Genomic DNA, 20,122 nt, shown 5'->3' on the forward strand with positions numbered 1-20,122 from the left:
ATGAAGAGGGTTTTTGTGGGGGGTGCCCTCATAGCTGGGGCCATCCTAATAGGTCTTTATTCCCTCTCCAAAGCTCAAGAGAAGGAACTCACTCCCGAGGAAGAGATAAGACTTGTCCAAGAAGCAAACAGAATGCTGGCCGAAGGCTTAAACCCAGCCGAATACTGGTACGAAACGGGAAAGGAGCTTTTCAAGAAGTACAAGCTTGACAAGTGTGACTTTGGTCTTGGGCCAGGTGTGGTGAAGGGAGCCCTTGCCCAGCTGCCAAGGTACTTTGACGACGCTAAAAGGGTGATGGACTTAGAGACACGCTTAGCCTACTGCCTCGAGAAGTACGCAGGTATGAAAAAGGAAGACGTGGTTAAGTTTGCAAAACAATGCTGGGGTAAGACTAACTGCTACTCTGAGTATGATGCCCTTGTTACCTACATCTCCATGGAGTCAAACGGTTACAAGGTGAACGTAAACTTAAAGGACCCAAGGGTGAAAGCTGAATACGAAAAGGGTAAAGCCCTTTTCTACGCAAGGAGAGGTCCCTGGGACTTTAACTGCGCCGTCTGTCACGCAGGACAAAAGGAACAGAGGATAAGGGCAACAGCGCTCTGGAGTATAGACAGGGATGAGGCAAAACAGGTGGTTACCAAGTTCCCCATATACAGGGTGAGTTGGAATCAGGTCTTCCCCATGCACTACAGGTATGCTGAATGTTTAAGACAGATGAGATGGCCGGAGCTGGAACCTTTCTCAGAGTATGCTGTAGCCATGTCTACTTTCTTGTACGGGTCTGCAAACGGGGCTGTCATAAAGATCCCTGGTATAGGCAGATGAGGGAGGTATAAAGATGGACAGGAAAAAGGTAGCCATATCTCTTTGCGGGCTATTAATCTTCATGGGTGTAGTGTACTCCCAGCCTACAAAGGATGAGCAAGCCATGGTAGACCAAATCCTTCAAAGATCCTTTACTAAAGACCCAAGGACAGAATGGAAGTTAAAGACAGACGAGAGCGGTTACATATGCAGCAAGTACCCAAGCAGAGAAAAGATGCCAGCCAAGGAGATACAGAAGGTCATGGAGTTGAACAAAAAGGCCATAAAATATCCGCAGCACGGCTTTATCATGGGAGACTGGAAGGAGGGGCAAAAGCTGGTTGAAACCTCAGCAGGCGGTAGGTTTGTTGGCTACGGCTTCTCGGACAAGCCCTTTGCGGCCCATGGAGGAAACTGTTACGCCTGCCATCTCATAGAGAAAGGAAAACCCGGTGGAACCCTTGGACCTGAGCTTACAGGTTATGGTAAGAGATTGGGAATCACGAAGGACAACGTGGACAAGATATACAAAGATCCAGAGCTCTTCAACAAGGTCAAGACGGTTTATGAGATCATCTATGCCTCGTGGGCTTACTACCCATGCTCGGCCATGCCCAGGTTTGGCTACTGGGAGGTACTTTCGCCTGATGATATAGCCCATATAGTAGCCTTCCTGCTCCATCCAGAGTCTCCTGTCAACAAGTAAGAAGTGGCCCTTCCCCTTTTCATTAGGAGGTATAAGCGTGGGAATAGATAGAAGAACCTTTATCATAGGAAGTCTTTCTACAGCCAGCCTTGCTACCTTCGCCCTTTCAAAGAAACCCTCTGTGGAAGATCTTATGACCACAAAAGCCGTGGGTAATGTAACCCTTGTCTTTACTACGGACATACATGCTAGAACTAGACCTGTTTACTTTGCAGAACCACCGAACCTGCTAGCTCCTAAGAGTCTGGAAGGCACTCCTGGCTTCATAGCGGGCAAGGATTGGCTAAGGTACTTTCATGTAAAGAGGGGAACTCCTCTAGCCTATGTGGGATCCTCAACGGACTTTATAGAGAACGCTAAGAGGTACGGCAAGACAGGAGGACTTGACAGGGTAGCCTGGATAATAAAGAGGATAGTGGAGGAAAGGGGAAGAGACAGGGTGATCATCTTGGACGGTGGGGACACATGGGTCACGTCCACGATAGCACTCCTGACGGAAGGAAAAGCGATAGTAGACTGGCTTAACTATGTAGGCTACGACTACATAGTAGCCCACTGGGATGTTACCATTGGAAAAGAGAAGTTTTTACAAAGGGTGAAAGAGTTTAAAGGTAAGTTTATATCGCAGAACATAACAGATGAGGACTTTGGAGATCTCATATTCCCTCCCTATGATGTCAGGGAGGTTGGTGGCGTAAAGGTGGGAATAATAGGTCAGTCTTTCCCCTTCACACCAATAGCAAACCCAAGGCAGTTTGTACAGGGATGGAGCTTTGGTGTGAAAGAAGACACTCTACAGAAATACGTAGACGAGCTAAGAGAAAAGCATAAGGTCAATGCAGTCATACTATTGTCCCACGACGGCCTTGCACTGGATGTAGCCCTTGCAAAGAAGGTAAAGGGTATAGACGTAATACTATCGGGACACACCCACGACGTTGTACCGTCCGTCATAAAAGTGGACAAAACTCTGATAGTGATAGCCGGTTCCCACGCAAAGGTAGTAGGAAGACTGGATCTGAAGATAGACAAGGATGGTATAAAAGACTTTAGCTACAAACTAATACCCGTGCTCTCAGATGTTATACCCTCCGACAAGGGAGCCAAGGAGATAATAGACAAATACTACCAGCCTTACAGGGACAAGCTTTCGGAGGTTATAGCCACTACGGACACTATGCTTTACAAGAGGGACACCCTCTTTTCCACTATAGACGTGCTCATAAACATGGCCATAGTAGATCACTACGGTGTAGACATAGCCCAGTCTCCCGGCTACAGATGGGGCACTACCATACTACCTGGTGAGAAGATAACCGTAGAAGACCTCATGGACTACATGGCCATAACCTATCCCAACGTCTGGATCATAAGGAGGACAGGAGAGCAGATAAAGGCGGCCTGGGAGGACGTGGCCGACAACGTCTTCAACCCAAACCCCTTCTACCAGCAGGGTGGAGACATGAGCAGGATATACGGGGCGGAGTACGAGCTTATGGTCAACGCTCCCATGGGTCAGAGGATAAGGAACATAAAGGTAAAGGGCAAAGACCTAGATCCGAAGAAGACTTATCTTGTGGCAGTCTGGGGTGGACCACCACCGCCGGCGGAGATCCTCGACCCCAACTTCAAGCCCAGACCCGTGTACGACGTAGTCCTTGAGTACGTCAGGAAGATAAAACACATAAGCATAGACCCGAGGCCTAACGTAAAAGTTTTAGATACCAAGTACAGACTTCCAGAGGAAGAGTTTGGTAAAATAAGGATTTAAGGGGGATTTAGTATGGCAAGGCTTCTTATCCTTTTCATACTGGCCTTCTCCTTTGGCTTTTCTGCCGATCCTGTAAAACTCATGTTCTTGACTTTCACCCTGAAGGAAAAGGACTTTTCAAGAGCTGTTGAGTCAGTTTCCAACAGCATGCAAAGGGAAGGGCTTGGGGTAAAGAGGACCCTAAAGCTGTCAGATGCTTTACGAAACAGAGGCGTGGATTTTCCAGATTACTACATAGTCTTTGGATGTTTCTCCGAAAAGAATACAAAGCTGCTTGAAAAGGTTCCAGCTCTTACAAACCTTCTCCCATGCAGCGTAGCCATTTACAAAGACAAAGATGGTAGGATAAAGGCAAGCATAGCGAACTATAGGCCATACCTTGCCAAGTATTACAAAAATCTAAGTAATGAGGATAGGAACATCGTTGTATCCTCCTACAATAAGCTTATAAAGGCTCTTTCTGGACTCAGTGTAAAACCCCAAAGTGCTCCATATGTACCACCACCTAAAGAGGACCTTGTATCAGAAGCTTTGGTGGAAGGTCTAGGTTACGATGAGTTTCTCACACTCTACAAGTCTTCTTTGGAAGGTAAGAACATGAACGTGCTGGATGTTATAAGCCTAGCTCCCAATTACAACGTACTCCTTGCATGTAATCTTAGCTATGGAGAGAAGATCCTCAGGAACTTCCCTCAGTTTGGTACGTTGGCTCCCTGTAGGATCTACGTAAAACAAGAGGACAAGGGCATAAGGATAGGTTACATAAACATACCCCTGTTGGTAAAGCTATACGGTAAACAAATAGGAGAAGAAGGTACGAAGATATTCCAAAAGGCTCAAGAGGACTTACAGGGAGCCCTGGAAGAAGCTACTGGACGATAAAGGCTTCAAAGGCCCGGTAAGAGCTCCTTACGTTCGGGCCGCTTGCCACATACTTAAACCCCAAAGAGTAAGCTATCTCTTTTAACCTATCAAACTCCTCCTGCGTGTAGTACTTTACCACAGGATGATGTCTTAGGGATGGTTGGTAGTATTGGCCTATGGTCAAAAAGTCGCAGTCTACAGACCGTAGGTCTTCAAGCACCTTCAGTATCTCATCCCAGGTTTCACCAAAGCCAAGTATAAGAGCAGATTTTGTGGGGATATGTGGGGCCAGCTTCTTAGAGTTCCTAAGAAGTTCTAAGCTCCTCCCGTAGTTCGCCCCTTTTCTCACTCTAGGGTACAACCTCTCCACCGTTTCCACGTTGTGATTTAGTACATCAGGAGAGCTGTCCAGAACTACGCTAAGAGCTCTTATGCTTCCACCAAAGTCAGGCACCAAAACTTCAACCTTTATGTCCTGTAGGTTTTCTTTTAAGACCCTCACGCACTTGGCAAAATGAGAAGCACCCCCATCCTCAAGGTCATCCCTCGTGACGGATGTGATAACCACGTACCTGAGGTTTAGCCTTTTGACAGCCTCAAGGAGCTTATAGGGTTCTTCTGGGTCTGGGCCTTTTGGATTTCCCCTTTTGACGTTGCAAAAACTGCACCCTCTTGTACATGTATCTCCAAGTATCATGAAGGTAGCCGTCCCAGAACCAAAGCATTCGCTGATGTTTGGACATCTGGACTCCTCACAGACTGTATTCAGAGAGAGTTGTCTCAAAAGACCCTTGAGTCTATGCGTCTGGGAAAGCCTTATAACAGGCTTCATGATAGCCACCTGCTTATGAGAACTATAAAGAAAAAGACTACACTGATGTATCCGTTTACGGTAAAAAAGGCTTTGTTTATCTTTGAAAGATCATTAGGTTTTATTAAGGAATGCTCGTAGACCAGAAAACCAGCCACAGCTATAAGTCCTAGCAGATAGAATAAACCCAAGAAATCTACAACAAAGTAGAGCATAAGCAGGCTAAAGAAGGTTATAGTGTGGAATATCCTGGCAAAGAGGAGTGCCTTCTCTATGCCGTACTTTGCAGGAATAGATCCTATACCGTATTCTCTATCAAACTCATAGTCTTGCAAGGCATACAGTACATCAAAACCCGCAACCCAGAAGGCCATGGCCACGCCCAAGAGCAAAGCCCTTAAGGAGATATGCTCGTTAAGGGCCACGTCTACAGCCACAGGTATTAGAAAGTAAACCAAACCCAGCACAAGGTGGGGGAAGTTGGTAAACCTCTTGGAGTATGGATACAGCCATAGCAAGAAAAGAACCACCGGCGAAAGTAAGAAAGCTTTCATGTTTATCATAAGGCTTGAGAAAACAAACAAAGCAGAGGAGATAGCTATGAGCGCTTTTATCTCGTTGGGCTTTACCTCTCCTCTTGCATGCACCCAAGAGCTTGTCCTTGGGTTTTTTACATCTATTGGTAAGTCTATATACCTGTTTAGGGCCATACCAGCTGTTCTTGCAGTGACAAGGGCAATCACTATCCAAAAGACTTTCCAAAAGGAAGGAGTTTTTTCGTACAGAATGAGTACACTTACAAGCGTAAAGGGTAATGCAAAGATGGTATGTTCAAACTTTACGAGCTCTGCATAAGCCTTAAGCTTCATAGTATAATTTTAGTAAAACAAGAGAGGAGGTATCGTATGAAAATCACCCTAAGCGTCATAAAAGCGGACATAGGTGGATACGTAGGACACTCTGCTGCACACCCTGAAGTAGTTCAAAAGGTAAAGGAAGTTGGACAGAAAGCAGTAGAAGATGGACTGCTTATAGACTGCGACGTTCTAGTATGCGGTGACGACATAGCCTTGGTTATGACACATACGCACGGCGTTGACAGTGAAAAGGTTCACGGTCTTGCGTGGAAAGCCTTTGAGGAAGGAACAAAAATAGCCAAAAAGTTAAAGCTATATGGTGCAGGTCAGGATCTTCTTTCCGATACCTTCTCCGGGAATGTAAAGGGTATGGGACCAGGTGTGGCTGAGATGGAGTTTGAGGAAAGGCCTTCCGAGCCCGTAGTGGTATTTTTTGCAGACAAGACAGCACCTTCAGCTTGGAACCTACCCCTTTATGAAATGTTTGCCGACCCTATGGTATGCGCCGGCTTAGTGATAGATCCAAAGATGCACGAAGGGTTTACCTTTGAAGTGTTAGATACCTTCACAGGTAAGGCCGTTAAGCTTTCAACACCTGCAGAGCTATATGACCTCCTTGCTCTCATAGGAACAGTAGAGAGATACGCGGTAAAAAGCGTATGGAGGAACAGCGACGGAGAGATAGCAGCCGTAGCGTCCACTCAAAGGCTTTCTTTAATAGCCGGTAAGTATGTAGGAAAGGATGACCCTGTCATGATCGTCAGGGCTCAGTCAGGTTTTCCTGCCATAGGTGAGATCCTAGAACCCTTTGCAAGACCTTGGATAGTGGAAGGGTGGATGAGAGGTTCTCATAACGGACCTCTGATGCCCGTATCCTTTAGGTATGCTACACCCACAAGGTTTGATGGACCTCCAAGGGTTATAGCTGCGGGCTACCAAATAGCTGAGGGTAAGCTTATAGGGCCAAGGGATCTCTTTGACGATCCTGCTTTTGACAAAGCAAGGGAACAAGCTCAGATGATAGCGGATGTACTAAGAAGGCAGGGTATCTTTGAACCCCACAGGCTACCTTCAGAAGAGATGGAGTACACCACACTACCAAAGATACTGGCAAAGTTGGAAGGTCGCTTCTACGAAGCTGAGGCAGGTAAAAAAGGACCTTCTGGAGAACACCTTGACGTAGACTAACATGAAGGAGATAGTAACCTTCATAGAACCAGTTAGGAATAGGGAGTTAAAGCTTGCTTACTTTAATGTAGCCGAGCTGGATGTACCCCCTTTCCAGAGGGATGTCTCTCCAAGCCTAGTAAAGAGCTTAGAGAAAGCTATAGAAAAGCTGGGCTTCCTTGTCCCCATAGTAGTAGTACCGGTGGAAGGAAAGTTCTACGTGATAGATGGACGACATAGGTTGGAGGCTGTTAAAAGCCTGGGAATCAGTGAAATACTCGCCGTAGTCGTAGACCCCTCTTACTACCACTACATACTAGAACTCAACACAGAAAAGCCACCAAACGTAAAGGACAAGTCAAAGCAAGCTTACAGGCTCTATGTGGATCTACTCAAGGAGAACCCTACTATGGTAGAGGAAGACATCACTACCTACGTAGAAGAGCCCTACTACATAACCCTTGGCTTTGCCATAGAAGAGATAGATCCGAAATTCCCTGCAGGCTTCTATGATGAATTCCTATCCAAGATAGACAACTTCCTCTACAGGCCCCTTGAAGAAGCAGTGGAGGAAAGAAGAAGAAGGGCAAAGGCCGTATACGAGCTTAACCAGGTAGTTAACGAAAAGTTTGAGGAACTCGCCCTTGACAATGCCCTTTTAAAGGGAGAGATAGTGAGAAAGGGTGTACAAAAGGCTTTCGGCGTTAGGGTAAGGGTCATAGATGAGGAGTTTTACAGGGCCATAGAAAGGTTAAAAGAGGCTGTAAGAAGTCTGGAAGCTCAAGATCTCTAAAAAGCGGGCGACGGGACTCGAACCCGCGACCCCCTGCTTGGGAAGCAGGTGCTCTACCTCTGAGCTACGCCCGCTCTATAATATAATTGTACATCATGAAGCTTTTTCTTAATAACCTCCTAAAAAATACCCAGTCTATACCAGGTTTTGAAAACCTAGAAGCTGCAAAGGACTACCTCTGCAGATACCTTCTTAGCTACATTCACATTGAGCTTTCTTCTTTACCAAAGCAAGAGTGGGAAAAAACCCTTAAGACATGGGCAAAGATATGCATGTTTGCCAACAGTCTTTTGCAAAAAAGCGAAGAAGAAAGGCAGGAGCTTTACAGAAAGTATAACTTTGACCAGATGATGATAGGCATAGCCGAGGATGTGAGGCACACACTCATAGGTGCTTATGCACTTGGACTACTCAAAAAGGAGGACAAGCCTTATAAAATCATACCCTTGGCTGCAAGCTTTGCACTGGAGGACAACAAGCTAATGGAGAAGCATCAGTTTAACAGGGAAATCCTGGAATACATAAAAGGGCTATTCGATGAAGGTAGGAGTGTTTGACTCAGGAGTGGGCGGTCTTACAGTCCTTAAGGCCATAAGGGACCGCTTTCCATCCTTGGACCTTGTGTACCTAGGAGATACGGCGAGGGTTCCTTACGGTGGAAGGTCTAAGGAAACAGTTCAACGCTACAGTCTTGAGTGCGCCCAGTTTCTGTTAGACAAGGGTATAGAGCTGCTCGTGGTAGCCTGCAACACAGCCTCAGCCTTAGCTTTGGAAAAGCTAAAAGAAACGCTAGATATACCCATAGTAGGAGTTATAGAACCTGGAGTGAAAAAGGCCTTGGAAGTCACAAGAGAAGGTAGAATAGGAGTCATAGGTACAAAGGCCACAATCAAAAGCGGTGTTTATCAAAGGATGTTAGAGGATGCAGGAGCTACTGTTTACGCTAAGGCCTGCCCTATGTTCGTACCCATGATAGAAGAAGGTCTCCTAGAGGGAGAGATACCCAAGAAGATAGTAGATCATTACCTTAGGGACCTGAGAGGTAAAGTAGACACACTAGTGCTGGGTTGTACCCATTACCCACTCATCAAACATCTGCTACAGGAATACATGGGGGAGGATGTGCAGGTTGTAGACTCGGCAGAGTCTACTGCCTTAACTCTCAGAAATCTTATCGTGGACGAAGGATACGCTAACTTGGAGCTTTACTTTACAGACAGATCAGAGAGCATGGACTTTTTCGTGGAGAAGCTCCTCGGAAGAGAAGTCAGTTATGAGGTAGTACCCATCCTGTGCAAACTTTAGCTCCCTTAGGTAGTCTTTCCTTACCGTATGGAAGAACTCCTTTACCTTTTTATCTCTGTAGTCTGCATAGGTCCAGAACAAGGGCCTGAAAGCACCATGTACGTAAAGGTACTCTATCTCTGCAAACACTCCTTCACCTAAGAATATCCTTCCACCCCTAGCTTTCGAAGATGCAAGCACAAGCTGATGTCTATCCACGTAACCTGGGTCTATGTTTAACCTTCTTCTACCATTTACAGAAAGATGTTTTTCCCACCTTACGCTCCAAAGTTTGTAGACTTTTAGGTCATCTTTCCTGATTAGACCCTTCAGGGATACAAATACTTTTAGTAAGTTTTCCCCCATCTCCCTAGAGTAGTACGATTGGATGCTCTCAAAGAAAAAGGGTTCGGACATGCGTTCTAAAGGTAGTCTCTCTAAAAACCGCTCTAGTAGATCTCCTTCTCTGTAGGTTATGGCCAGTATGGGCTTTCCTAAGGTCTCCGTAGCCAAAGGTAGGCTTCCCTCTCGGGACCTGTGGAAAGCATCACCACCGGACAGTTTACGTACTCCTCTATAAAGCGCACGTACCCTTTTGCCTCCTCCGGAAGATCTTGAATCTTTACTATACCCCTTGTGCTCCGCATCCAACCTTTCAAGGTCTTGTAGACAGGTTTTACCTTGCTAAGGGTGTAAAGATCAGAGGGAAAGTCGTATATGGTTTGCCCATCTAGCTCGTAGGCTACGCACACCTTAACCTCTTCGAAAGTGTCAAGCACGTCAAGCTTTGTGAGCACAAGACCATCAAGACCGTTTATCCTTACCGCATACTTTAGAGCCACGAGGTCAAGCCAACCACATCTCCGTGGCCTTCCCGTAGTGGTACCAAACTCATTGCCTGCCTCTCTTAGTCTGTCCCCTTCTTCTCCCTCAAGTTCCGTGGGAAAGGGTCCTTCTCCAACCCTTGTGGTGTAAGCCTTGGATACACCAAGGAAGTAGCAGTCTTTAAAGTACTTAGGTGGAAGGCCTGTACCGTTTGTGAGACCCAGAGCTGATGCGTTGGAGGAGGTAACGTAAGGGTAAGTACCCATGTCCACGTCCAACAGGGTTCCTTGAGCACCTTCAAAGAGTACCGTTCCGTTTGTGTTGAGAAGAAAGTAAGATACGTCTACCACACGGTCCTTTATGTATTCGTACGCTTTTAAGGTCTCTTCGTATATCTTATCTACATCCAGTGTATGTTTTTCGCAGTATACTCTTTCGCATATCTCGCCTACGAACTCCACATTTTCCTTGAGGAGTTTATAGAACCTATCTTTGTCCTTAATATCACCTATCCTTATGCCCTTCCTTCCATACTTGAACATGTAGGCAGGACCTATACCGCGTAGAGTGGTCCCTATCTTGTTCCTTCTCTCCAGAAGGGAATCCATAAGCTTATGGTACTCAAACACTACGTGCACCCTATCGCTTATGTAAAGCCTATCTATGACCTTTGTACCACCGGCCTCTATCTGGGATATTTCCTTCAAGAGTACCTCTAGGTCTACTACCATTCCCTGGGCTATGACTATCTTGACATGTTCGTGGAGTACTCCCGTGGGCAGAAGATGTAGGGCGTACTTTTTACCGTTTATGACCACCGTATGTCCTGCGTTGCTGCCTCCCTGATATCTGACGGCCACATCAAAGTCTTTGGAAAGAAGGTCTACTACTTTTCCCTTACCTTCGTCACCCCACTGGGCACCCAAGACTACAAGATCTTTCATACTTCCACCAACTCCTTGGCGTACTCTCTTATAACTTCAAGCAATTTCTTTATACCCCAACCTTTCACCGCGGAGACTACTACGGCCTTTCCACCCAAGAAAGCAGGCTCTGTGAGGTTAAAAGCTTCTTCCTCGCTTGCCACTAATCTGTCTGCCTTGTTGAGGACATAAATGACAGGCTTTTCGTCACAACCCAGATCCTTTAGGATGTTTTTAACTACCTGCACCTTGTTTATCCATCCTGGATCTGATATGTCTATCACGTGCAGTATTATGTCTGCCTCTTGCACTTCCTCCAGTGTTGCCTTGAAGGATTCTACTAGCTCCGGTGGAAGTCTTCTTATAAAACCTACTGTATCTGTTATCAGAATCTTTAGACCTTCAGGTAGATCTCTCGAAGAGGTTTTTGTGTCCAAAGTGGCGAAAGGCATGTCTGCTACGAATGTGTCTGTCCCCGTCATAGCCTTCATCAGGCTAGACTTACCCACGTTTGTGTAACCTACCAAAGCTACCCTTATGATTCTGTCACTGAGTCTTTCTCTCCTCTTTCTTTGCTCTGCCCTTTGCTTTCTGACCTCCTGGAGCTCTTTCTTTATCTGCTCTATTCTCTTCTTTATCCACCTTCTTTTAATCTCTGCCTGTTGCTCACCTGGTCCTCTTGTACCAACACCACCACCAAGACGCGAAAGCTCTTTACCCTTTCCATAAAGCCGTGGCAGTTCATGGGTGAGCTTGGCTAGTTCCACCTGAAGCTTGGCCGTCTTGCTTCTGACTCTCCTTGAAAAGATCTCGAGCACTAGATCTGCCCTATCGTATACTTTCTTACCTATAGCCTTTTCAAGGTTGTAGTGTTGAGAAGGAGAAAGGAAAGCATCAAACACTATAGCGTCTGCTTCTATTCCCTGAGCTACTTGTTTGATCTCCTCTACTTTACCAGCACCCACGTAGTAGCGTACGTCTGGCTCTCTACGTCTCTGGATTATGTAACCTAAGACCTTACCGTCTACAGCTTTTACTAGCTCCTTGAGCTCTTCCAAAGACTCCCTATCTTCTTGCTCTTCCCTGAAGAGGCTGACTACTATGGCTTTCATCAAGAGCTTTGTACTATGGTGCTTATGGCGTGTTTGTATATGAGGTTTGGTTGACCTTCTACTTCAAGCAGTATGGTGTACTTATCATGATCCAATATCTTGCCTGTTATACGGTTACCCCTTGTAAGGAATATGGTCACGTTTGCGCCCTTTCTTTTCAGCTCCTCTATTACTTCGTCCTGAACGCTTGAAGGTTTTTCCATAGGAAACATAACATTTATTATATCTTTCCTCGAAGGATTTGCAAGAGCTGGTTTACAAGCTCCTGAGGTTCTCTGGTGGCATCCAACCTCACGTGTGCCTTGCTGTACACTTCCATCCTTTTTGTGTACAGCTCTTCTAGCTTCTCAAGACCCATCTTGAGAAGTGGCCTGTTTGGATCCTCTGCACATCTTTGGAGGAACACATCAAAAGGAACGTCAAGCCAGACTACCAACCCTTTTTCCTTCATAAGATCCATAGCGTGTGGGTTTGCACCTAGTCCACCACCCGTGCCCACGACTATCCTGCTTCTACCGAGTAGGTCTTTAAGAGTAGCAAGTTCAAGCTTCCTGAAGTACTCTTCCGAGAATCTTTCGAAGATCTCTCCTATCTTCATACCCTCCCTCTGCTCTATGAGAAGATCCGTGTCCACAAACTCGTAGCCCAAGCTGTCAGCCAGCAGCTTACCGACCGTACTCTTACCGCTTCCCATAAAGCCTACTAAGAAGATCCTTTCAAAACTCATGTCTTATTACGAGTAGGTTTAACATACTCAGGATAGCACCAACTATGATGAGGATGGATAGGGTACGTGGTTTTGGTCTACCTACGAGATTAGCATGAGAGACAAAGGCGTAGTAAAACCACAGCATAAGGGTCATGAGCAACTTCGGATCGTCTATCCAGTGTTTTCCAAAGTGTACCCTAGACCATAAGCTGCCAAAGAGTAAGGTGAGGGTAAACATAACGAAAGCTAAATTTAGGCTTATCCTTTCCCATCTGAAAAAGAAGCTGATGGGTGCTGATGCGCTGTAGAGCTTCTTAGCCTTTAGGTTTCTTTCCAGGAGAAGTCTTACTGTAGAATTAATACCCCCAAGGAAAGCAAAAAGGTAACCAAGTATGGCAGACAGCACGTGGAGAGAGTATAGGACGTTCTTGTAAGGTGTGGGTTCTGCAGGCAAAAGCAGGAGGGAAAAGAGTATTCCAAATAAAGACATGAGGGTGGCGTACCTTAAGGTGCTAAAACCTCTAAGTTCAAGGACAAGAAATATGAGGAGAAGTAAGTTTCCTAGGACGGAGAGGATACCGTAAAGGTTGGCAAAGGGAAAGCTACCAACTTTTAGAGTAAGGTAAAGAACATAAACAAGGTAGGTAAGCACACCCAGCGTAAGGCACAGGAGTACCAACAGTCTGCCCGTCTTTAAAACCATAAGAATCAACGAAAATATTAGAGCGAGCGAATAAAAAAGGAGGCTTGTTATAAGCATACCTGAGGTCTATTATATACTTGATGGACATCTGTCCTGTATGTAAAGGGTCTGGGTTTGTAGACAGGGGCCAGTACGTGGAGCCCTGTCAGTGTAGGTACTCCTTTGAAAAACTTAAGCATCACCTGCGTATACCACCTCGTTTCGAAGAAGCAAGCCTTGAAAACTACCAACCTTCTACACCCAGCCAGTACGAGGCCCTATCCCAAAGCATAGCCTTCGTGGAGAACTTTGATCCAAAAGAAGGACATGGGCTCACTTACTTGGGACCAAGCGGTGTAGGGAAAACGCACCTGGCCGTGGGAGTACTCAAAGCCCTTTACATAAAGAAGGGTATAAGAGGCATGTTTGTGTCTGTCAGGGAGCTTCTCTACATACTTAAGAAGTTCTTTGACGATAACGAAAGGTACAGACGTGTACTGGATACCTTCATGAACCTCCCGATCTTACTCTTGGACGACCTGGGGAGCGAATACTCTGGTGACTGGCAGAGGGATATACTGTCCCTTATAATAGAGCACAGGTACAATCACTGCCTTAGTACCCTTATAACCACGTCCCGCAGCTTTGAAGACCTTGAACTGTCCTTCTCCCCCTCTCTGATAAACAAGGTACGCCAAATGAATACTACCCTAGAGATCAGACAAGAAGAGAAAAGATCATGGCGGGCAACAAGTTCAAGAGCTTAATTTGATCCAAGAGACCAAAAAGCTTTAAGGAAAGGATAAGGAGCATACCCCCTCCTATGAAGAGAGAAGCTTTTATATTCTCTTGGGGTATACTGTTCGCAAAGGTGTAGAAGATTAAGGTTAAAAGGCCTTGATATACAAGCACAAAGAAGGCTGAGAATATCACGCTCCTACCAAAGGTTGAGGCAAGCATCACGGAAGACAGACCGTCCATAAGTCCCTTCGAAAGAAGGAGAGAGCTGTCACCCTTGGTAGCCTCAAGAAGGCATCCCAGGAAGGTCATAGGACCTACAGTAAACAGCAAAGACGCAGAGAGAAAACCTTTGTATAGGTCAGATTCGGTAAACCTCTGAAGCCTCTCTTCTAACCCAAGCAAGTGCCCTAACACAGAACCTACTAGCAAGGAAAGAAAAACCTTGATAGTATCCCCAGTGTTTTCATAGATGAGTTTTACACCCAAGATTAAGGTAAAGGTAGCCACCGCAGTCAGAAAGCCACTCCTTACACTATGTGGTAGACGTTTACCTAAGTGAAGACCTATCCATGAACCTAGAAGGATGAGTGAGGCGTTAACCCATGTCCCGAACGTTGGAAACATCCTGAGCTTGTTTAAGTATATCCTGGAAGATGTTGTAGAGAAACTCAGCCCTGTCGTCTGGTAGGTACCTTTCTAAAACCTTCTGCCTTGCACGCTTACCTATCTCCCTCGCCTCTTGTGGGTTATCCAGGTAGTAGACGATCTTTTCTTCAATCTCCGCCCTGTCTAAGGGTAAGAAGGTTATGCACTCCTCTTCAGGAGTAAAGAAGCCTGGTAACGTACCTCTAAAATCGATAAAGGGAGCACACTCCATGTAAGCACACTCTATGGGAGAAAAACCAACGCCCGTGGGGACTGTATGAGGGTATACTAGCAGGCTCATGTTTGCCCTTCCTAGTATCTCCAGAACATCCTGATGGCTTGAAACCTCAAGCACCTGATGACCTTCCTTCAGCTCTCCCTGGAAGGCACCCACTATTTTAAGATCTATACCTTCTAGAAAGGATAGTACATACCATCTTTTCTTTGCAGATGCGTATATAAGGATGGTTTGCAAAAACCTTATAAACTCATCAGGGTTTTCTTCCCTCCACTTCAAAAAGCTTTCTTGAAGAGAAGGATTGAACATGCTAAAGATGTAGTCAAAGGTAGGTATTATATGGGACTCTGGATTTCTGAACATAAACTCGCCCACCTCGTAAAATATGGGTAAAAACTCTTCTTTTATCTGGTTGTTCTCAAGGAGGCTTCTTAGGAGCAGGTCTGGGTCCACAACAGGACCCAAGAAGATAACACCCAGGTCTTTCTCCTGCTCTGGTTCTTTCATGTAATGCATGTAAACAAAGGGGGTTATGTAAGAAGCGGGTTTGTTTACACCTAGGTACCTTAGGGAATCTGCGTACTTGATGTCACAAACAACGGGCAAAAAGTTGTTAGCCTGTCTTGCATCTATGAGCGAAAGATGGTAAAAAAGCGGCTCGTCGGTAAAAATACTCACGTGAACAAAACCAAAGAGATCGCAGATGGGTATGCTTTTATCTTCCTGTTTGCCTACTATCATACCCGTGGAGTTCACGTCCATAACAAAGTGAGGTGCAAACTCCGAAAGCTTCTCTACGTTCTTCTGCAGGTCTCCCTCCCTAAGGTTAAGGGTCATCACTTCAGCACCCTTTTGGCTGAAAAAGTCTAAGAAAGAAAGCACATGCCTATTTACACCTTCTTCACTTCCAGTTCTTATGAAGGCTATCCTCATGCTAGCTTATTATAAACCTTAAAGCTAAGGGTATAATAGAGTCCTTAGATGAAGAAGGTTCTAATAATAGGAAGCGGTCCAAACAGGATAGGCCAGGGCATTGAGTTTGATTACGCCTGCGTTCACGCCATATACTCCCTAAAGGAAGAAGGTATACAGACCATAATGGTTAACTGTAATCCAGAAACGGTTTCCACAGACTATGACACAGCCGATAAGCTCTACTTTGAACCCATAATCCTTGAGAAGGTTCTGGACATAGTAGAAAGAGAAAACCCAGACGGTGTGTTCCTGCAGTTTGGAGGACAAACTCCTCTTAAACTCTCCTTATCCCTGAAAGAATTTGGAGTCCCTATACTTGGTACACAACCAGAATCCATAGATGTGGCAGAAGACAGGGAACTCTTCAGAAGCTTTATAGACTCCCTGGGTTTTCTTCAACCCCCAAGCGACACAGCAAGGTCTACAGAAGAAGCCCTTGAGAAGGCAAAGCAGATAGGCTATCCTGTTTTGGTAAGACCTTCCTACGTGCTAGGTGGAAGGGCCATGCGCATAATCCATGAAGAAGAAGAGCTCGTAAGGTACTTAAGAGAGGCTGTGAGTGTTAGCTACGAAAGACCCGTTCTCATAGACAAGTATTTAGAGGACAGCGTGGAGGTGGACGTGGACGCTATAGGGGATGGAGAAGACTATCTCATAGGCGCCGTCATGGAACACATAGAGGAGGCAGGAGTTCATTCAGGAGACAGCGCCGCCTGCATACCCCCATACACCTTAGACAAAAACACCGTTCATACAATAAAGGAACAGTCAAAAGCTATAGCCAAGGCTCTTAATGTTAAAGGGCTTATAAACCTTCAATTCGCAGTACATGAAGGAAAGGTCTACGTGCTAGAAGTAAACCCAAGGGCTTCGCGGACCATCCCCTTCGTGAGCAAGGCTATAGGCTACCCTCTGGCAAAGCTTGCCGCCAAGGTAGGCATAGGCAAAAGACTTAGGGACATAATCCCGGAAGTGTTTGAAAGGCTTCAGAAAGGCAACGTACATTGGGCTAGTGACTTTTGGCCTGCTGATAAAAAGCTTTACACCGTAAAAGAGGTGGTCTTTCCCTTTAACAGGTTCCCAGAGGTGGATCCCGTCCTAGGGCCTGAGATGAAGAGCACAGGAGAGGTCATGGCTATTGACGAAGAGTTTGGGCTTGCCTTCTATAAAGCACAGCTGGCAGCAGGTCATAGGCTTCCTATGAAGGGAAGGGTGTTTGTGAGCGTGGCAGACAAGGACAAGCCCAGAATAGTAGAGCTCGTAAAGGGTTTTATAGAACTTGGTTTTGAAGTTCTAGCCACAGGTGGCACACACAAGTATCTGAAGGAGAAGGGGTTGGAAACAAGGATGGTCCTAAAAGTGTCTGAAGGTAGGCCCCACATAGTGGACATGATGACCAACTCGGAAGTAGATCTTGTCATAAACACACCCAGTGGTAGTAGGGCAAGGAGTGATGCTTACTACATAAGAAGAACGGCAGTACTCCAAGGTATACCTTACACCACGACCGTAAGGGGTGCCTACGCCATACTGGAAGCTATAAGGTGTATCAAAGAACACAAGGATTTTAAAGTCTATGCTCTTCAGGACCTCTTCCCATGAAGATAATCATCACAGGCGAACCCGGTATAGGTAAGACAACCCTTATAAAGAATCTAGTAAAAAGGCTAAAAGGTAAAGTTATAGGCTTTTGGACAGAGGAAGTCAGGGACGAAAAGACAAACCAAAGGACAGGTTTCAGGGTGGTGAGCACCGAAGGGAAGAAAAGTCTGTTTGCTAGCAAGCTGTTCACTTCAAAATACCTAGTAGGTTCTTATGGAGTAAACGTTCAAAGGTTTGAAAGCGTAGCCTTGGAGGTTCTACAAAAAGCCCTCAAGGAAAAGGACAAGATCATAGTCATAGACGAAATAGGTAAGATGGAGCTTTTTTCAAAGAAGTTTAGGGAGATCTTAGAACAGATAATGTTTAATCCATCCTACAAGGTTATAGCCACAATACCCATAAGGGATGTTCATCCTTTGGTGAAAGCTATAAGGAGACTCCCAGACGGAGTACTCATAGAGGTCACAAAGGAAAACAGGAACATGCTTTTAGAAGAGATACTAAAGCTTACACAGACGTTCTAAAAATTCCCGATGGCTCAAAGGTGTTCTAAAGCCTTGCGGTGAGAAGTGTGTCCTTACACCTTCAAAAAGCTTTATAAACTTATCCATGGGTGGCATCTGGTGTATGTAGAAAGCCTTTGCTATACGGTCCACCGTGTAAAAGCCCAGAGAGTTTATACTGCTCTCCTCCCTTATAGTCCTCAGGAGCTTTACAGTCTCAGGAGCAAGCTCTACCTTTCCCCTGTTTATCCAAAGGTCTTCTACTAGCTCCCTGTCGTAGAGCTCTCCCAGCCACATGGGCCCTGCTACATGTAGCCTCTCCCCACAGTGAGGACATACGGACCTTATGCTTTCAAGGTTGACACCTTCCCTGTAGAGACAAAAGCTACAGTACAGGAGATAACCTATCCTGCTTAAAAGCTCGTCCACTCTTTTGGCTCCTAGATCCTTCCTAAAGAATACTCTCATATGATGTCTGTAAGAATAGGAGAATATAGGTTTGAAGGCATACTCATGCTTTGCTCCTTCTTCTACAACCTTCTTTATAAGGATCCTAAGACCTATCTCGTGGTAAAATTCAGCCTCAAGCAAAGGTTTGCTTGCATACTTCCTTATGCATGCCTTGGGATGTGTACCAGAGAGGGCTGAGGTGTCCGTTGCCGTTACTGCCAACACACCGTGTCTCTTTACAGGAAAGAGAAAGCTCTCCAAAAAGGGAACTGGAGAACCAAAGGGATCAAGGTCTAGGTAGTCTAAGTCCCTAAGTCTCCTGGCAAAGATTACAGCATCCTCCGAATAGATCTCTACCCTCTCAGAATCCAGATGGTTGAGCTTCAAAAACTCCATAAACTTCTGGACAGCCTGGGGCTTAGAGTCGTTGTAGACCACAATCTTGACATTTTCTAACTCTTTCAGGGCTCTTATAAGCCTAACACCCGTGGCTCCAAGCAAGTCCGCAACCTTTATAGAGTCTCCTAGGGTGCTCATGATGAGCAAGCTTATGTCCCTGTTTAGCCTCATATGAGGGTTGTAGAAGACTTCTAGCTTGGAGCTTATAAGCGGTGCAGTCTCTATATCCAGAAGGGCCTTACCCTCCCTTATCATGCTATCCTGTAGGATTTGACTACTTGCACAAGGTATTTTACCTTCTCCAGTTCCATGTCTGGCATAAGCCCATGACCCAAGTTAAACACGTAGCGTGTCTTCCTGGGTATACATCTGAGTAAGTCTAGAGTTTTCCTACGAATGGTTTCCAAGTCTGCATAGAGTACGTAAGGATCAAGGTTTCCCTGAAAGGCATGAGAATAGACTTCCATGCTCTCCACTATATCCACAGTCCAGTCCACAGAGATACAATCTGCTGGAAGATCTTTGAGGGCTTTGAGAAAGGAGCCAGAACCTCTGAAGAAGTAGATGACCGGGACGTTAAACTCCTTTATGGACTTTATAAAGTCCTTGAGGTAAACGTTAGCATAGTCCTCAAAGTCCTCATAAGATAGGTGCAGAACCCAGCTATCGAAAACCTGGATTAGATCTACACCTGCGAGGATCTGCCCCTTTACATACTCCACAAGGTTCTCCACCAACAGTCCAAGTGCCTGTTTACACTCACCAGACCAGAGACACAGCTTTGTATTCCTTAGACCCTTATGAGGACTACCATCCAGCATATACGAAAGGAGAGTAAAGGGACCACCGCAGAACCCTATTACAGGTACCTCACTCTGGGAAGCTTTTACACCCCTTATTATCTCAAGCACAAAAGAAGTGTCCTCATAGCTTATCCTTTTCAGACTCTTAAAATTCCCATCCCAGTAAAGCTTTGGACCCTCTCCTTCTTCAAACCTAACTTCCACACCCATAGGCTCCAAGGGGACGAGTATGTCGGAGAAGATGATAAGAGCGTCAACCTCTAGTAGTTCAAGGGGTAAAAGAGAGGCCTTTACCGAAAGATCTACGTTCTTGTAGAAGCTCACAAAATCCCGTTCTTTCTCCCTGAGCTCCCTGTACTGGGGCATATACCTGCCAGCCTGGCGCATAAGCCATACAGGGAAACGATCTATCTTCTCTCCGCGGATACTCCTTAGGATAAGGTCGTTCATTCTGT

23 protein-coding genes and 1 tRNA gene are annotated in these 20,122 nt (G+C 45.7%); 11 read left to right on the plus strand and 13 right to left on the minus strand.

The annotated features are described in order from the left end of the window. Genes soxA through B5444_RS06630 form a run of 4 tightly spaced genes read left to right on the plus strand, consistent with a single transcriptional unit; the run spans position 1 to position 4,166 of the window. Positions 1–828 (plus strand): sulfur oxidation c-type cytochrome SoxA, encoded by an 828-nt coding sequence (gene soxA / locus B5444_RS06615; protein ID WP_079654433.1) that lies wholly within the window; start codon positions 1–3, stop codon positions 826–828. Between the two features lie 13 nt (positions 829–841). Further along, a complete protein-coding gene (gene soxX / locus B5444_RS06620) occupies positions 842–1,513 on the plus strand; it encodes a sulfur oxidation c-type cytochrome SoxX (protein ID WP_079654434.1) in 672 nt (223 codons plus the stop codon). A gap of 37 nt (positions 1,514–1,550) precedes the next feature. Then, complete coding sequence (gene soxB, locus B5444_RS06625; protein WP_079654435.1) at positions 1,551–3,284, plus strand: thiosulfohydrolase SoxB; 1,734 nt, start codon at positions 1,551–1,553, stop codon at positions 3,282–3,284. Between the two features lie 12 nt (positions 3,285–3,296). Beyond that, positions 3,297–4,166, plus strand: a complete 870-nt coding sequence (locus tag B5444_RS06630) for a DUF302 domain-containing protein (protein ID WP_079654436.1) — start codon at positions 3,297–3,299, stop codon at positions 4,164–4,166. Here the strand turns inward: B5444_RS06630 and lipA are convergent. Both lipA and B5444_RS06640 read right to left on the minus strand, forming a co-directional pair. Beyond that, complete coding sequence (lipA, locus tag B5444_RS06635) at positions 4,153–4,980, minus strand: lipoyl synthase (RefSeq protein ID WP_172838443.1); 828 nt, start codon at positions 4,978–4,980, stop codon at positions 4,153–4,155. The genes B5444_RS06630 and lipA overlap by 14 nt on opposite strands. Then, positions 4,977–5,828: a UbiA-like polyprenyltransferase gene (locus tag B5444_RS06640; RefSeq protein ID WP_079654437.1), complete on the minus strand. Its 852-nt coding sequence runs from the start codon at positions 5,826–5,828 to the stop codon at positions 4,977–4,979. Before B5444_RS06640 ends, lipA begins: the two co-directional genes overlap by 4 nt. A gap of 36 nt (positions 5,829–5,864) precedes the next feature. Here B5444_RS06640 and fbp point away from each other — a divergent pair, with 36 nt between their 5' ends. Beyond that, positions 5,865–7,004, plus strand: coding sequence for a fructose-1,6-bisphosphate aldolase/phosphatase (gene fbp / locus B5444_RS06645; RefSeq protein ID WP_079654438.1), 1,140 nt, complete (start codon positions 5,865–5,867; stop codon positions 7,002–7,004). 1 nt (position 7,005) lies between these two features. Beyond that, on the plus strand, positions 7,006–7,776 hold the full coding sequence (locus tag B5444_RS06650; RefSeq protein ID WP_079654439.1) for a ParB/RepB/Spo0J family partition protein: 771 nt from the start codon (positions 7,006–7,008) through the stop codon (positions 7,774–7,776). 2 nt (positions 7,777–7,778) lie between these two features. Here the strand turns inward: B5444_RS06650 and B5444_RS06655 are convergent. Continuing rightward, positions 7,779–7,850 (minus strand) — tRNA-Gly (locus tag B5444_RS06655). 21 nt (positions 7,851–7,871) lie between these two features. Here B5444_RS06655 and B5444_RS06660 point away from each other — a divergent pair. Both B5444_RS06660 and murI read left to right on the plus strand, forming a co-directional pair. Further along, on the plus strand, positions 7,872–8,333 hold the full coding sequence (locus B5444_RS06660; RefSeq protein WP_079654440.1) for a hypothetical protein: 462 nt from the start codon (positions 7,872–7,874) through the stop codon (positions 8,331–8,333). Beyond that, entirely contained in the window at positions 8,314–9,081 is a 768-nt protein-coding gene (murI, locus tag B5444_RS06665; RefSeq protein WP_079654441.1) for a glutamate racemase, read from the plus strand. The genes B5444_RS06660 and murI overlap by 20 nt, the downstream gene beginning before the upstream one ends. On the opposite strand, the gene B5444_RS06670 is transcribed toward murI, so the two are convergent. The 6 genes from B5444_RS06670 to ccsA are packed head-to-tail and all read right to left on the minus strand — an operon-like array spanning position 8,998 to position 13,389. After that, positions 8,998–9,573, minus strand: coding sequence for a DUF4416 family protein (locus B5444_RS06670; RefSeq protein ID WP_231967109.1), 576 nt, complete (start codon positions 9,571–9,573; stop codon positions 8,998–9,000). The genes murI and B5444_RS06670 overlap by 84 nt on opposite strands. Next, the gene (locus B5444_RS06675) at positions 9,555–10,829 is read right to left on the minus strand and encodes an adenylosuccinate synthase (RefSeq protein ID WP_079654442.1); all 1,275 of its coding nucleotides are present in this window, start codon (positions 10,827–10,829) and stop codon (positions 9,555–9,557) included. The genes B5444_RS06670 and B5444_RS06675 overlap by 19 nt, the downstream gene beginning before the upstream one ends. Beyond that, a complete protein-coding gene (gene hflX / locus B5444_RS06680) occupies positions 10,826–11,920 on the minus strand; it encodes a GTPase HflX (protein WP_079654443.1) in 1,095 nt (364 codons plus the stop codon). The genes B5444_RS06675 and hflX overlap by 4 nt, the downstream gene beginning before the upstream one ends. Further along, entirely contained in the window at positions 11,920–12,132 is a 213-nt protein-coding gene (gene hfq / locus B5444_RS06685; protein WP_079654444.1) for an RNA chaperone Hfq, read from the minus strand. Before hfq ends, hflX begins: the two co-directional genes overlap by 1 nt. Before the next feature lie 8 nt (positions 12,133–12,140). Next, positions 12,141–12,647: a shikimate kinase gene (locus B5444_RS06690; RefSeq protein ID WP_079654445.1), complete on the minus strand. Its 507-nt coding sequence runs from the start codon at positions 12,645–12,647 to the stop codon at positions 12,141–12,143. Beyond that, positions 12,637–13,389 (minus strand): cytochrome c biogenesis protein CcsA, encoded by a 753-nt coding sequence (ccsA, locus tag B5444_RS06695; protein WP_079654446.1) that lies wholly within the window; start codon positions 13,387–13,389, stop codon positions 12,637–12,639. The genes B5444_RS06690 and ccsA overlap by 11 nt, the downstream gene beginning before the upstream one ends. Positions 13,390–13,412: 23 nt before the next feature. Between ccsA and B5444_RS06700 the strand changes: the two genes are divergently transcribed. Continuing rightward, positions 13,413–14,078, plus strand: a complete 666-nt coding sequence (locus B5444_RS06700; protein ID WP_079654447.1) for an ATP-binding protein — start codon at positions 13,413–13,415, stop codon at positions 14,076–14,078. Here the strand turns inward: B5444_RS06700 and B5444_RS06705 are convergent. Next, on the minus strand, positions 14,029–14,676 hold the full coding sequence (locus B5444_RS06705; protein ID WP_079654448.1) for a DUF554 domain-containing protein: 648 nt from the start codon (positions 14,674–14,676) through the stop codon (positions 14,029–14,031). The genes B5444_RS06700 and B5444_RS06705 overlap by 50 nt on opposite strands. After that, positions 14,648–15,868 (minus strand): glycosyltransferase, encoded by a 1,221-nt coding sequence (locus B5444_RS06710; RefSeq protein ID WP_079654449.1) that lies wholly within the window; start codon positions 15,866–15,868, stop codon positions 14,648–14,650. Before B5444_RS06710 ends, B5444_RS06705 begins: the two co-directional genes overlap by 29 nt. Before the next feature lie 48 nt (positions 15,869–15,916). Between B5444_RS06710 and carB the strand changes: the two genes are divergently transcribed. Together carB and B5444_RS06720 are read left to right on the plus strand one after the other, a co-directional pair. Further along, positions 15,917–17,512: a carbamoyl-phosphate synthase large subunit gene (gene carB / locus B5444_RS06715; protein ID WP_079654450.1), complete on the plus strand. Its 1,596-nt coding sequence runs from the start codon at positions 15,917–15,919 to the stop codon at positions 17,510–17,512. Further along, entirely contained in the window at positions 17,509–18,036 is a 528-nt protein-coding gene (locus tag B5444_RS06720; protein ID WP_079654451.1) for an NTPase, read from the plus strand. The genes carB and B5444_RS06720 overlap by 4 nt, the downstream gene beginning before the upstream one ends. On the opposite strand, the gene B5444_RS06725 is transcribed toward B5444_RS06720, so the two are convergent. Both B5444_RS06725 and hemE read right to left on the minus strand, forming a co-directional pair. Next, positions 18,013–19,119, minus strand: coding sequence for a tRNA (guanine(10)-N(2))-dimethyltransferase (locus tag B5444_RS06725; RefSeq protein ID WP_079654452.1), 1,107 nt, complete (start codon positions 19,117–19,119; stop codon positions 18,013–18,015). The genes B5444_RS06720 and B5444_RS06725 overlap by 24 nt on opposite strands. Continuing rightward, on the minus strand, positions 19,116–20,117 hold the full coding sequence (hemE, locus tag B5444_RS06730; protein ID WP_079654453.1) for a uroporphyrinogen decarboxylase: 1,002 nt from the start codon (positions 20,115–20,117) through the stop codon (positions 19,116–19,118). Before hemE ends, B5444_RS06725 begins: the two co-directional genes overlap by 4 nt. Between the last annotated feature and the right edge of the window lie 5 nt (positions 20,118–20,122).

The sequence above is a fragment of the Thermocrinis minervae genome, assembly GCF_900142435.1.
In the GTDB taxonomy this organism is placed as follows: Bacteria; Aquificota; Aquificia; order Aquificales; family Aquificaceae; genus Thermocrinis_A; species Thermocrinis_A minervae.

What these genes read in the sequence shown, in the direction of transcription:
- soxA (WP_079654433.1), top strand. Translation starts at nt 1, where the DNA reads ATGAAGAGGGTTTTTGTGGGGGGTGCCCTCATAGCTGGGGCCATCCTA.
- soxX (WP_079654434.1), top strand. Translation starts at nt 842, where the DNA reads ATGGACAGGAAAAAGGTAGCCATATCTCTTTGCGGGCTATTAATCTTC.
- B5444_RS06630 (WP_079654436.1), top strand. Translation starts at nt 3,297, where the DNA reads ATGGCAAGGCTTCTTATCCTTTTCATACTGGCCTTCTCCTTTGGCTTT.
- lipA (WP_172838443.1), bottom strand. Translation starts at nt 4,980, where the DNA reads ATGAAGCCTGTTATAAGGCTTTCCCAGACGCATAGACTCAAGGGTCTT.
- B5444_RS06640 (WP_079654437.1), bottom strand. Translation starts at nt 5,828, where the DNA reads ATGAAGCTTAAGGCTTATGCAGAGCTCGTAAAGTTTGAACATACCATC.
- fbp (WP_079654438.1), top strand. Translation starts at nt 5,865, where the DNA reads ATGAAAATCACCCTAAGCGTCATAAAAGCGGACATAGGTGGATACGTA.
- B5444_RS06650 (WP_079654439.1), top strand. Translation starts at nt 7,006, where the DNA reads ATGAAGGAGATAGTAACCTTCATAGAACCAGTTAGGAATAGGGAGTTA.
- B5444_RS06660 (WP_079654440.1), top strand. Translation starts at nt 7,872, where the DNA reads ATGAAGCTTTTTCTTAATAACCTCCTAAAAAATACCCAGTCTATACCA.
- murI (WP_079654441.1), top strand. Translation starts at nt 8,314, where the DNA reads ATGAAGGTAGGAGTGTTTGACTCAGGAGTGGGCGGTCTTACAGTCCTT.
- B5444_RS06675 (WP_079654442.1), bottom strand. Translation starts at nt 10,829, where the DNA reads ATGAAAGATCTTGTAGTCTTGGGTGCCCAGTGGGGTGACGAAGGTAAG.
- hflX (WP_079654443.1), bottom strand. Translation starts at nt 11,920, where the DNA reads ATGAAAGCCATAGTAGTCAGCCTCTTCAGGGAAGAGCAAGAAGATAGG.
- hfq (WP_079654444.1), bottom strand. Translation starts at nt 12,132, where the DNA reads ATGTTTCCTATGGAAAAACCTTCAAGCGTTCAGGACGAAGTAATAGAG.
- B5444_RS06690 (WP_079654445.1), bottom strand. Translation starts at nt 12,647, where the DNA reads ATGAGTTTTGAAAGGATCTTCTTAGTAGGCTTTATGGGAAGCGGTAAG.
- ccsA (WP_079654446.1), bottom strand. Translation starts at nt 13,389, where the DNA reads ATGCTTATAACAAGCCTCCTTTTTTATTCGCTCGCTCTAATATTTTCG.
- B5444_RS06700 (WP_079654447.1), top strand. Translation starts at nt 13,413, where the DNA reads ATGGACATCTGTCCTGTATGTAAAGGGTCTGGGTTTGTAGACAGGGGC.
- B5444_RS06705 (WP_079654448.1), bottom strand. Translation starts at nt 14,676, where the DNA reads ATGTTTCCAACGTTCGGGACATGGGTTAACGCCTCACTCATCCTTCTA.
- B5444_RS06710 (WP_079654449.1), bottom strand. Translation starts at nt 15,868, where the DNA reads ATGAGGATAGCCTTCATAAGAACTGGAAGTGAAGAAGGTGTAAATAGG.
- carB (WP_079654450.1), top strand. Translation starts at nt 15,917, where the DNA reads ATGAAGAAGGTTCTAATAATAGGAAGCGGTCCAAACAGGATAGGCCAG.
- B5444_RS06720 (WP_079654451.1), top strand. Translation starts at nt 17,509, where the DNA reads ATGAAGATAATCATCACAGGCGAACCCGGTATAGGTAAGACAACCCTT.
- B5444_RS06725 (WP_079654452.1), bottom strand. Translation starts at nt 19,119, where the DNA reads ATGATAAGGGAGGGTAAGGCCCTTCTGGATATAGAGACTGCACCGCTT.
- hemE (WP_079654453.1), bottom strand. Translation starts at nt 20,117, where the DNA reads ATGAACGACCTTATCCTAAGGAGTATCCGCGGAGAGAAGATAGATCGT.